General features: G+C 58.7%; 14 protein-coding genes. 5 read left to right on the top strand and 9 right to left on the bottom strand.

Annotated elements, in window-relative coordinates; all coding sequences use genetic code 11:
• Both ABLN87_RS19915 and soxR read right to left on the bottom strand, forming a co-directional pair.
• Positions 1-489 (bottom strand): NAD(P)/FAD-dependent oxidoreductase (locus tag ABLN87_RS19915; protein ID WP_353013600.1); only part of this gene is annotated, 489 nt, incomplete at its 3' end.
• A 135-nt stretch (positions 490-624) separates the two neighbouring features.
• On the bottom strand, positions 625-1,080 hold the full coding sequence (gene soxR, locus ABLN87_RS19910; RefSeq protein ID WP_353013598.1) for a redox-sensitive transcriptional activator SoxR: 456 nt from the start codon (positions 1,078-1,080) through the stop codon (positions 625-627).
• A gap of 88 nt (positions 1,081-1,168) precedes the next feature.
• Between soxR and ABLN87_RS19905 the strand changes: the two genes are divergently transcribed.
• The 3 genes from ABLN87_RS19905 (at position 1,169) to ABLN87_RS19895 (ending at position 3,265) form a co-directional block, all read left to right on the top strand.
• Positions 1,169-1,549, top strand: coding sequence for a VOC family protein (locus tag ABLN87_RS19905; protein ID WP_353013596.1), 381 nt, complete (start codon positions 1,169-1,171; stop codon positions 1,547-1,549).
• A gap of 235 nt (positions 1,550-1,784) precedes the next feature.
• On the top strand, positions 1,785-2,255 hold the full coding sequence (gene greA / locus ABLN87_RS19900; RefSeq protein ID WP_170453169.1) for a transcription elongation factor GreA: 471 nt from the start codon (positions 1,785-1,787) through the stop codon (positions 2,253-2,255).
• Between the two features lie 14 nt (positions 2,256-2,269).
• Positions 2,270-3,265, top strand: coding sequence for a hypothetical protein (locus tag ABLN87_RS19895; RefSeq protein WP_353013594.1), 996 nt, complete (start codon positions 2,270-2,272; stop codon positions 3,263-3,265).
• Here the strand turns inward: ABLN87_RS19895 and ABLN87_RS19890 are convergent.
• Genes ABLN87_RS19890 through ABLN87_RS19865 form a run of 6 tightly spaced genes read right to left on the bottom strand, consistent with a single transcriptional unit; the run spans position 3,262 to position 8,428 of the window.
• Positions 3,262-3,810 (bottom strand): GNAT family N-acetyltransferase, encoded by a 549-nt coding sequence (locus ABLN87_RS19890; protein WP_353013592.1) that lies wholly within the window; start codon positions 3,808-3,810, stop codon positions 3,262-3,264. The two genes, ABLN87_RS19895 and ABLN87_RS19890, sit on opposite strands and share 4 nt — an antisense overlap.
• A gap of 41 nt (positions 3,811-3,851) precedes the next feature.
• On the bottom strand, positions 3,852-5,921 hold the full coding sequence (glp, locus tag ABLN87_RS19885; RefSeq protein ID WP_353013591.1) for a gephyrin-like molybdotransferase Glp: 2,070 nt from the start codon (positions 5,919-5,921) through the stop codon (positions 3,852-3,854).
• Entirely contained in the window at positions 5,918-6,409 is a 492-nt protein-coding gene (gene mobB / locus ABLN87_RS19880; RefSeq protein WP_353013590.1) for a molybdopterin-guanine dinucleotide biosynthesis protein B, read from the bottom strand. The genes glp and mobB overlap by 4 nt, the downstream gene beginning before the upstream one ends.
• The gene (gene mobA, locus ABLN87_RS19875; RefSeq protein WP_353013589.1) at positions 6,406-7,050 is read right to left on the bottom strand and encodes a molybdenum cofactor guanylyltransferase MobA; all 645 of its coding nucleotides are present in this window, start codon (positions 7,048-7,050) and stop codon (positions 6,406-6,408) included. The genes mobB and mobA overlap by 4 nt, the downstream gene beginning before the upstream one ends.
• Positions 7,047-7,493, bottom strand: a complete 447-nt coding sequence (locus tag ABLN87_RS19870) for a hypothetical protein (protein WP_353013588.1) — start codon at positions 7,491-7,493, stop codon at positions 7,047-7,049. The genes mobA and ABLN87_RS19870 overlap by 4 nt, the downstream gene beginning before the upstream one ends.
• Positions 7,490-8,428 carry a formate dehydrogenase accessory sulfurtransferase FdhD gene (locus ABLN87_RS19865; RefSeq protein ID WP_353013587.1) on the bottom strand — a complete coding sequence of 313 codons (939 nt, stop codon included), beginning with the start codon at positions 8,426-8,428 and terminating at the stop codon, positions 7,490-7,492. Before ABLN87_RS19865 ends, ABLN87_RS19870 begins: the two co-directional genes overlap by 4 nt.
• Between ABLN87_RS19865 and ABLN87_RS19860 the strand changes: the two genes are divergently transcribed.
• Positions 8,427-9,137 carry an AzlC family ABC transporter permease gene (locus tag ABLN87_RS19860; RefSeq protein ID WP_353013586.1) on the top strand — a complete coding sequence of 237 codons (711 nt, stop codon included), beginning with the start codon at positions 8,427-8,429 and terminating at the stop codon, positions 9,135-9,137. The genes ABLN87_RS19865 and ABLN87_RS19860 overlap by 2 nt on opposite strands.
• The gene (locus ABLN87_RS19855) at positions 9,134-9,466 is read left to right on the top strand and encodes an AzlD domain-containing protein (protein WP_353013585.1); all 333 of its coding nucleotides are present in this window, start codon (positions 9,134-9,136) and stop codon (positions 9,464-9,466) included. The genes ABLN87_RS19860 and ABLN87_RS19855 overlap by 4 nt, the downstream gene beginning before the upstream one ends.
• Here ABLN87_RS19855 and ABLN87_RS19850 read toward each other — a convergent pair.
• Positions 9,455-10,087, bottom strand: coding sequence for a hypothetical protein (locus ABLN87_RS19850; RefSeq protein WP_353013584.1), 633 nt, complete (start codon positions 10,085-10,087; stop codon positions 9,455-9,457). The genes ABLN87_RS19855 and ABLN87_RS19850 overlap by 12 nt on opposite strands.
• Positions 10,088-10,094: the final 7 nt, after the last annotated feature.

The raw sequence follows: 10,094 nt of genomic DNA, 5'->3' as shown, positions 1-10,094 counted from the left end.
ATCCGCCTCCAGACCAAAGACACCGGCAACAACGCCTTTGACTTCGCCGTTCTCACCATAGACCATTTCGGAACAGGCCATGCCCGGGAAGATTTCCACGCCCAGTTCTTCGGCCTGTTCCGCCATCCAGCGGCAAACATTGCCCATCGAGACAATGTAGTTGCCATGGTTGTTCATCAGCGGCGGCATCGGGAAGTTGGGGATACGGATCTGACCCGCCTCTCCCAGCATATAGAAGTTGTCTTCGTTGACCGGTGTGTTCAGCGGCGCGCCTTTTTCCTTCCAATCCGGGATCAGCGCATCCAGGCCACACGGGTCCAGAACAGCACCCGACAAGATATGCGCGCCCACTTCCGAGCCCTTCTCCAGAACCACGACGTTCAGGTCAGCATCAAGCTGTTTCAGACGAATGGCCGCCGACAGGCCCGCAGGGCCTGCACCCACGATCACCACGTCATATTCCATCGCTTCGCGTTCAATATCGGCCATCGCGGGCTCCTTAGCTAACTTTCCGAATTGGCGCTTTTCTCGTGCAGTCGGCGCAATTTTGTTTCACGGCTGATTACATGGTCGGAAAGACCTTGGTCAATCAAAACACGGCGTAACATTACTGCAATGCGGCAGTTAAGCCTCCGGCGAGTCGCCCATCAGGTATCTGGGACCGCTCCCATTTGATTTGGCGCGATCATCTGGATTGTACAGAGCACATTTCGGCAGGCTTAAGCACCCGCAGCCGATGCAGCCATCCAGATTGTCGCGTAGCCGTACCAATGTATCGATTCGCTGATCTAAATGCGCCCGCAGCGTTACACTGATATCCTTCCAATCTTGCGGTGTCGGGGTGCGGTTGCCCGGAAGGCCCGACAGGACCTCGCGGATTTCCGGCAGGGTCAAGCCGAACTGCTGTGCGATCATCACAAAGCTCAGCCGTCGGATATCGGCCCGTTGATAGCGTCTTTGCCCGCCCGCGTTGCGCCACGGCGAAATCAGACCCTGCGCTTCATAGTACCGGATAGCCGACACCGCCAAACCAGTGCGCCGGGCCAGTGCGCCGATTGCCAGTCCTTCAGATGCAGCCACTAGATCCTCGCAAAAAATACCTTGACCTAAAGTTAGGTTTAGAAATTACGGTGAGTCGTGACAAGCCTCAATTCGCAAAGGAGATCCCATGATGGCGACGCTTGAACACACCAATTTCACCGTCCGCGACCCGCTGGCCTCAGCAGCATGGATGCAAAAGGTCTTTGGTTGGAAAACCCGCTGGGAAGGTCCCGCGATGGCGGGCGGCTACACCGTGCACGTGGGCACCAAGCACACCTATCTTGCGCTCTACAAGCCCGATGATCCGAAGTCATCAAAAGAAAGCAGCTACGACATCGTCGGGGGCCTGAACCATGTTGGCGTTCTGGTCGAAGATATCGACGCCACCGAAGCCAAAGTTCGCGACGCCGGTTTCACACCCCATAACCATGCGGATTACGAACCGGGCAAAAGATTCTATTTCGACGATGACAACGGCATAGAATTCGAAGTGGTCCAATATGATTGAGATGCTATGGCTCTGCACCCATTCGCGCCGCTGGCGCCGGGACAAGCCCCCGGATCACCGCCACAGGCGCGCGCCCGGCCCACCCCAACGGCGCTAAGCCGCGAATTGAACGCAGGCTGCCCCTTGGCCTCTTGCAATTCACGCCCCATTTAGGTCAGGTACTGAACGACCCATCATTCGCCCCGACGCTTTCCCTGCGGCGGGGCGGCTCAATTTATGCGTGGACAACAAGACTATGGAAAAGATTCCAATGACGCCTGCGGGCAATGCCGCGCTGGCAGCGGAGCTGAAAAACCTCAAATCCGTCGAGCGCCCGGCGATCATCGAAGCCATCGCTTCGGCGCGGGAACTGGGTGATTTGAAGGAAAACGCCGAATACCACTCGGCCCGCGAAAAGCAGGGCTTTATCGAAGGCCGCATCAAGGAACTGGAAGGCATCCTGTCTCTGGCCGATGTGATCGATCCCGCTAAGCTGTCTGGCGCGATCAAATTCGGCGCAAAGGTCACATTGGTCGATGAGGATACCGACGAAGAAAAGACCTGGCAGATCGTCGGAGAGTATGAGGCCAATATCGAAAACGGCCTGCTGAACATCAAATCGCCCATGGCCCGTGCCTTGATCGGCAAGGATGAAGGCGACAGCGTCGAAGTGCGTACACCCGGCGGTGTGCGATCCTATGAAGTTCTGAGCATCGAATACGCCTGACCGGAGCATCTGACATGTCGGGGAACGAACCTGACCAGGAAACCGAACGGCCTACCTCGCTGGGGATCTATGATCGCCCGGACCGGACGCCTGTAACCTCGATCGAAATCGCCGCCGCTGTGCTGAGTGTCGTTTGGCTGGTGATATCGGTCGTGTTTCTTGTGCTGCCCGATCAGGCCGAGGGTAGTGGTATCATCGTGACCTTTCTTGCAGTGTTCATGCCGGTGGCGATGATCTGGGTCGCGGCCACGGCCATGCGTGCCAGCCGTGTCATGCGCGAGGAAAGCGCCCGATTGCAGACTGCCATAGATGCGATCCGCCAGGCCTATGTGGTGCAACAGCAGCGTGCTGCCAGCTCTTACGAACCGACGGTGAGCAAAAAGCTGGACGAGATCGCCGCAGCAACCAAAAAGGCCGAGGATGCCTTGGCCACATTCTCGACCAAACGCCGCGAGCCTGTTCAGACCCTTCAGTCAGCCCCGGTTGCCGGAGATCAAACCTCGCTGGCACTGGGCACAACAGCCGAAGAGATCACGCCACCACTGACAACCGATATCTTCATCCGCGCCCTGAATTTTCCCGAAACAGATAAAGATACCGAAGGCTTCAATGCGCTGCGGATGGCATTGAAGGACCGAAAGGTCGCCAAGCTGGTTCAAGCCTCGCAGGATGTGCTGACCCTGCTCAGCCAGGAAGGCATCTATATGGATGATCTACGCCCCGACATGGCACGGCCTGAGATCTGGCGGCAATTCGCTCAAGGTGCTCGCGGGCGTGCCGTGGCGGCTTTGGGTGGAATTCGGGATCGATCGTCACTGGCGCTGACGGCGGCGCGAATGAAGCAAGACCCAATTTTCCGGGATGCGGCGCATCATTTCCTGCGACGGTTCGACAACATGATTGTTGAATTTGAACCTGACGCCAGCGATGCCGAGCTGACTGCGCTGGGTGACACCAGAACGGCGCGCGCCTTTATGCTGGTGGGACGTGTTGCCGGGACGTTCGATTAGACGGGCGTAACGGCCCAACTCATCTTGGTGGCGCTGCTGAAGCCGAACAGGTACCGAAACGGTCCAGTCTCTTCATGGCCCACCGGCTTGAATCCTTCGCGTTCATACAAAGCCTGCGCGCGCGGATTGGTGTCGATGACATCCAATTGCACTTCGGTCATACCACGGCTGCGCGCCTCATCCTTGATCGCGCTCAGCAATGTGGTTCCAACGCCTTTGCCACGCGCTTCAGCTGAGACAAAGATACCATCCATTTGGAACACACCGGGTTTCAGGTCTCGCTCCAACACGCTCAGCACCGTGCCGCGCCACAGTGCCCCGAACCATCCATAGACACGCGCAAGGCCAGACAGGCTGCCTGCGGCCAGACCACCCTCGTTGGTCTTGAAACCGGCAAGCCCCAGTATTTGTCCGGACGAGTCGCGCGCAACCAATGCAAAGTCTGGATTAAGAGCCTGCTCAAAAAAGGCCACACCCCGTTCTTCCGGGCCCATCACCTTGTGCAATTTCGCCGCGAAGGCCTGCCAGAACAGTGCAGCAGCCATCGGCCGCTCATCTGGGCTAAACCCCTTCGAGACGGTGACACTCATAGCCCGAAACTGCCGTAAGGAATGAACCGCACCGGATCGCCCGGTTGAATATGCCGGGCACCATCTTCGATTTCGACCAACCCTTCGGCCCAACTCAGCCCGCTGATCCGGCCTGACCCTTCCGAGTGAAACACTTCGACCCTACCATCGCGCAGACGCGCACGCAGATATTCGCGGCGACCAGGTTTCTTGCGCTTCTCAAAGGCGGCAGGCACTTCAAACCCTTGTGGTTCAACCCATCCTTCGCCTGACATCAGGCTCAGGGCAGGCCGTGCAAAGATCAGGGTACACACCATGGCGGCCACAGGATTGCCGGGCAGGCCAAGGACAGGCGTGTCCGACCACATGCCCAGCGCCAAAGGCCGCCCGGGTTTCAGCGCAATCCGCCACTCCTGCATCGCACCCGCGTCACGCAAAAGGGCTGAGACATGATCCTCATCCCCTGCCGAGGCCCCGCCGCTGGTCAGGATAACATCCGCCTGCGCGGCGGCCTCATCCAGTCGTTGGCGAAGCGCGTCCCGGTTGTCTTCGACTCGGCCCATATCAACGGGCACAAATCCCATCCGCCCAATCAAAGACATTAACATCGGACGATTGGCATCGAAGATTTGCCCCGCGCCTGCAGCATCGCCCAGCTCGACCAGTTCATCCCCGGTAGACAGAACCGCCACGCGCAGGGCTTGGTGAACCGGCACCTCAGCGATACCGACAGCCGATAACAAAGCCATATCCGCGGGGGTCAGCTTTCGCCTGGCTGAAAGGGCTGTGTCACCCTCCACCACATCCTCACCCGCGCGGCGCGTGTTCGCACCTTTTTTCAACGGCCCTCGGAACGCGATGTGACCATCCTTCAGCGTCACATCCTCTTCAAGGATCACCGTATCCACGCCCTTGGGCAGGGTCGCCCCGGTCAGGATGCGCAGCGCATGGCCGGGCGGGACCTGGCCATCAAATGGAATGCCCGCCGCTGCGCGACCTTCAGTCAAAGGCATCACCTGTGCACCATCTGCGGCAGGGCCTGCAAAGCCATAGCCATCAACCGCCGTGTTAGGTTGCGGCGGGTTCGAGCGTTTTGCCACCACGTCTTCGGCCAAAACCAGGCCCACAGACTGCAGCAGCGGAACGGTTTCAATCCCGGTCACTGGATGCAACCTGCTCTGCAGCAGCGCCAAGGCCTCATCCACCGGCGTCCAGTTCACACCCGCAGGCAAGGCAAAACAATCGTTTCGCAATGGCGGCGGCGCTATGTTCGGTCTGTCTTGTGGCACACCCAAAATCCACCCCTCCTCGGGGGCTGAAACATCCAACTGTTCTGTCAATTCCTGATCGCTAAGTCGGGACAAAGTCAAGGCGACCTGTTCCACCTGCCAGGCATCTTTGATCTGGTCCGGCGGGGCGGACCCCAGATTGAGCGAGGGCCAGATCTCGACAAACGCAACCGGTTTGTCCAGCGGTTGAAAGGGCCAGACGGCGACCTTGCCATCGAAAGCATGCCGTAGTCGGCTGAGCACCGGAAGGCCCATCATAACCTGCCCGCCTACAGACCCTGCGCCGGCCATTTGCCAGCAGGTAAAACTGCCCTTCGCCCGTGTTTCGACTGCGCGGCGGTCGGGGAACGGGTTGTGATAGTCCTGTTTCGTGCGCGGCAACCCATCGATATCGCGGCGCAGCGCATTCATCCAGAATGGGCCCTTTCCACCAAACCGGCTATTGATCAGCCCCGCCAGATCGAACCGGTTATTGGCGTTCGGTGAATCCTCGACTTGCGTCTCCAACCAATCCCACAATGCCAACGGATCATCGTGGCCTGTTATGGCTTCGGTAAAGCCTTGAGAGTAGCCAAACGGGAAATCGAACCCCAGAAACAGGCGTCGACCCGCCGCCAGTTCGGTCTCGATCAGGTCCCGCAGCCAGGTTTCAGCCACCACACGATTGCGCAGATAGTCAAGCGCCCGCACTTTGCCATCACGCACAACGCAGGCCCAGATGGCATCTTTGCGCGGGGTCGGCCCGGTATCGTTACCACCTGACCAATCCACCATCGCAAAGCTGTCAAACAGGCTCACAAACCGACCTCGGCCAGAATGAAATCCGCAATCGCGCCTGTGTCATTCAGATCGAAAACGGGACGATCCAGCGTCAGCGGCGTATCACTGGCAATTGCACGGATCGTGGGGTCGCCGTCAGCAATCAAATGATTGCCGGGCTCGGCCCGAAACGCTTCGATTTTGGGGTGAGGTTCGCGCTTATACCCTTCGATCAGCACCAGATCGACCGGTGACAGGCGGGCCAGCAAATCCTTGAGCGCGGGTTCCGGGGCACCCCGCAATTCCTGCATCAACGCCACCCGCTGCCCCGAGGCCAGCAAAACCTCACGGGCGCCCGCCATTCGGTGGCGATGGCTGTCCCGCCCTGGCTGATCGACATCGAAAGAGTGATGCGCGTGTTTGACGGTCGAGACCGAGAAGCCCCGTCCTGTGATCTCGGCCACCAACCGCTCCATCAACCCGGTTTTGCCCGCGTTTTTCCAGCCAGTGACGCCGTAGACCTTCATGCCTGTTCCAACAGCTTTTCGGCCAACGCCAGATCATCCGGCGTGTTGACGTTAAAAAAAGGATCAAACGGCTCAGCCGGGAATAGCGCCTCACGACCGTCATGCTGATCGGTCCACAACACCACCTTGCGCAGCCCGTCGTTCAGCGCAGCCCGCAGATCATTGCGCAGCGCAACGGGCCAGAGGCCAAACGTCGGATGCCGATTGACCCGTTTGCTGCCGCCTGATTTCAACGCCTCATCCCCGGTGCGCGGAGTGGTCGCCAGAACCAGCGGATGGGTCTGACCTTCGGCTGCGGCGGTCAGGCGCTCGACCAGATCACGTGGCAGGAACGGCGTATCCGCTGCAGCCGTAACGATACTGTCCGCCCCTTGCTCTGCCGCCCAATCGAGCCCCGCCAAAACACCCGCCAAAGGTCCGGCGAACCCCTCAATTGTATCCGGTATGACGGGCAGGGTAATTTCAGCGAACCGTTCTGGATCGCCATTGGCGTTCAGAGCCAGACCGCTCACCTGTGGGGACAGACGGTCGATCACGTGGTTCAAAAGGCTCTGCCCGCCAATCTGCAAGAGGCCCTTGTCACCGCCGCCCATTCGGGTCGCAAGACCGCCTGCGAGGATGATGCCGAGGGGTTTTGTCATGCCGGCAACCCTTCCAGCGTCGGCCATTTTGGTGTTCGTACAAATAGAACGACAGCAAGCAAAATCAGAAGGCCAGCCAACCAGACAGACCAAGCGCTTGCGATCAGAATCACCGAGATGAACATGGCCACAGTGTTTAACCGGTATCGCCGCGTCGCAGCTAAGGCCGGTCTATTGAGACCTTTCAATGCAGGAAGTCCCCAAAACATAATACGCCGACGCGTCGACTTTCGCCGTGACGAGCTAACGGCCGCACGAGAGGCTGCGATCAAATCGGTCAGAGCGCTCCATCCAAGCTGATCCAGTACTTCGTCGGGATAGGTCGCCAGCGCCATATCCATCGCGAGTTCATCCGCATATTGGAATCTCATGGAATAGAGCGCTGTAACACAGAGAACCGGTAGGACCAGAATCTCTTTGATCCCTGCGAGCATTTCAATCATCCCGCACTCTTCCGTCTATGCTTCTTATCCTCAACGGCGACACTCGCCGGATCAACGTCCCGCAGCAACCGATCCTCGCCCGACAAACAAACAAACCGCTGACCTCGCATCCGGCCAATCAGGGTCAACCCAACCTCGCGCGCGATTTCGACGCCCCAGGCGGTGAAACCGGATCGCGAGGCCAAAACCGGGATGCCCATCATCGCCGTTTTGATCACCATCTCGGACGTCAGGCGGCCTGTGGTGTATAGGATCTTGTCGTCGGCTGTCTCACCCTCGGACAGCATCCAGCCTGCGATCTTGTCGACCGCGTTGTGGCGGCCCACGTCCTCCATATACACAAGCGGCCGGTTCTGGCGGCACAAGACCGTGCCATGGATTGCTCCCGCCTCAAGATACAAAGACGGTGTGCGATTGATCTTGGCGGCCAGATCATAGAGCCACGAGGTGCGCACCGAGACCTGAGGCAGGCGCACATCCTCCAGCCCCTCCATCATGTCGCCAAAGACGGTGCCCACAGCGCAGCCGCTGGTGCGGGTCTTTTTCTTAAGCTTCTCCTCATACGAGGTTTCGCGCTGCGTCCGAACCACTACCGTTTCCAGATCATCATCATATTCGACACGTGTGATCTGGTCATCGACCAGCAACATCCCCTGATTGCGCAGAAAGCCCAGCGCCAGGTATTCTGGATAGTCACCAATCGTCATCGCCGTCACGATTTCCTGTGAATTCAGAAAAATCGTCAGCGGGCGTTCCTCGACCACCGAGATCTGGCTGACCTCACCATTCTGGTCCACACCTTCGACGGCACGGGTCAACCGTGGCGCTTCCGGATCAGGCGCGATGATGTAGTCCGAGGCATTCGGTTTCGTGGCCAATTGCAACCCTCTCTCAAGACAGCTACTGCTGCTGCGATCACCATAGGATTTCGCCATGGCAGACGCCACATCCAAGTCATACTTCTGGAAGGGTTTTCGCGACGGGACGCCGTTCATATTTGTCGCCATTCCGTTTGGCACCCTGTTCGGCGTCTTTGCGACGGAAGCCGGGTTGAGCATCGTACAGGTGGTTGCCTTTTCCGCCACGGTCTTCGCCGGCGCAGCGCAGTTCACCGCCTTGCAGCTGATGCAGGAAAACGCACCAACGGTGATCGTGCTGGCCTCGGCCTTGGCGGTGAACCTGCGGGTGGCGATGTATTCGGCGTCTCTGACACCGTTTCTGGGCGCGGCCCCGATGTGGCAGAGGGCTTTCGCGGCCTATCTGACGGTCGACCAATCCTATGCCTGCAGCATCGTGCAGTTCGAAAAAGAACCCAAAATGACGCTGCCGCAGAGGATGGCGTATTTCTTCGGTTCGGTCACACCGATCACGCCGCTTTGGATATTGGCCACATATCTGGGCGCCGTGCTAGGTGCGCGCATTCCAGAAAGCTGGGCGCTGGATTTTGCGCTTCCGATCACCTTTCTGGCCATGATCGGGCCGATGATGCGCACGCTTCCCCATGTGATCGCAGCCTTTGTCGCAATCATCGTCGCCCTCCTGACCGTTTCTGTCCCGTTCAACCTGGGCCTTTTGATCGCAGGAACGGCAGGAATGATCGCAGGTGCACAGTCCGAAGTGATGCTGGAGCGGAGGAAGACATGACCCAGATTGATCCTGTCACCATGTGGACTGTCATCATCGGGCTGGCGATTGGCAGTTTTGCCCTTCGATTTACCTTTATCGGTCTGGTTGGAGACCGCCCGATGCCGCCATGGCTGCTGCGCCATCTGCGTTACACCGCCGTGGCGATCCTGCCTGCCCTGATCGCGCCTCTGGTTGTCTGGCCATCGGCCACCGAAGGGCAGCCCGATATTGCACGTATGGCAGCGGCGGCAATGGCACTGGGCATCGGGGTGATTACAAAAAACGTGCTCGCCGCGATCTTTTCAGGGGCCGCGACGCTTTATGGTTTGCTCTATTTACTCGGCTAGTGCCGCGTCCAACTGATTGAGACGCGCGTTATTCGCCGCCAGACCTTTTTGCAGATCGGCATCATCGTTTTCGCGATAGTCTTCAGTCACTACACCGGGCAATTGGCCAAACTGATCCGAGAGTTTCACAGGATAAAAGGTCACGTCGATCTGCTCGAATCCGGGCACCTGTTGCAGCAATCGCGCTGTTGAGTTCGCACAGAACGCACCCGCTACCGGACCGCTTTGTTTGGCCAGTTGCAAGGCAATTTCCGCCTGTTGGGGTGAGACTTGGATCGTCTGAACACGCGCATAATGCGACTCGCGGGCATGTGAGCTGCGATAGGCCTGCTCGACCGCCGGGGTAATGCCGTAGAGAACATCGTCCTTGACCGGCACGACATCGGCCCGGAAAGACCCCGCGGGATCAAAAATCACCCGTTCACTGCCACCGATCATCAGCGACGTATGCGCCCCGGACCCGGTGCGCGTGTTGATCATTGTATAGAGCGTCAGCGTTGACGGTCCGCGGTCACGGTAAGACCGGGATACGATCTCTGACGGATCAGCTTGAGGGCGCTGCGAGCCTGCACAGCCTGCAACGGTTGCTGCCAGTAGGCAGGCAATCAAAATCCGGAACACGGGGCAG

This window comes from Ruegeria sp. SCP10 (genome assembly GCF_040329495.1).
GTDB lineage: Bacteria > Pseudomonadota > Alphaproteobacteria > Rhodobacterales > Rhodobacteraceae > Ruegeria.
The sequence above is the reverse complement of the archived record's forward strand: the minus strand, read 5'-3'. Positions and strand labels throughout refer to the sequence as shown.

Coding starts and splice junctions, on each gene's coding strand:
- ABLN87_RS19905 (WP_353013596.1), top strand. CDS start 1,169: ATGATGGCGACGCTTGAACACACCAATTTCACCGTCCGCGACCCGCTG.
- ABLN87_RS19855 (WP_353013585.1), top strand. CDS start 9,134: ATGACCCAGATTGATCCTGTCACCATGTGGACTGTCATCATCGGGCTG.
- ABLN87_RS19870 (WP_353013588.1), bottom strand. CDS start 7,493: ATGATTGAAATGCTCGCAGGGATCAAAGAGATTCTGGTCCTACCGGTT.
- mobB (WP_353013590.1), bottom strand. CDS start 6,409: ATGAAGGTCTACGGCGTCACTGGCTGGAAAAACGCGGGCAAAACCGGG.
- greA (WP_170453169.1), top strand. CDS start 1,785: ATGGAAAAGATTCCAATGACGCCTGCGGGCAATGCCGCGCTGGCAGCG.
- mobA (WP_353013589.1), bottom strand. CDS start 7,050: ATGACAAAACCCCTCGGCATCATCCTCGCAGGCGGTCTTGCGACCCGA.
- ABLN87_RS19865 (WP_353013587.1), bottom strand. CDS start 8,428: ATGGCGAAATCCTATGGTGATCGCAGCAGCAGTAGCTGTCTTGAGAGA.
- ABLN87_RS19860 (WP_353013586.1), top strand. CDS start 8,427: ATGGCAGACGCCACATCCAAGTCATACTTCTGGAAGGGTTTTCGCGAC.
- ABLN87_RS19890 (WP_353013592.1), bottom strand. CDS start 3,810: ATGGCTGCTGCACTGTTCTGGCAGGCCTTCGCGGCGAAATTGCACAAG.
- ABLN87_RS19895 (WP_353013594.1), top strand. CDS start 2,270: ATGTCGGGGAACGAACCTGACCAGGAAACCGAACGGCCTACCTCGCTG.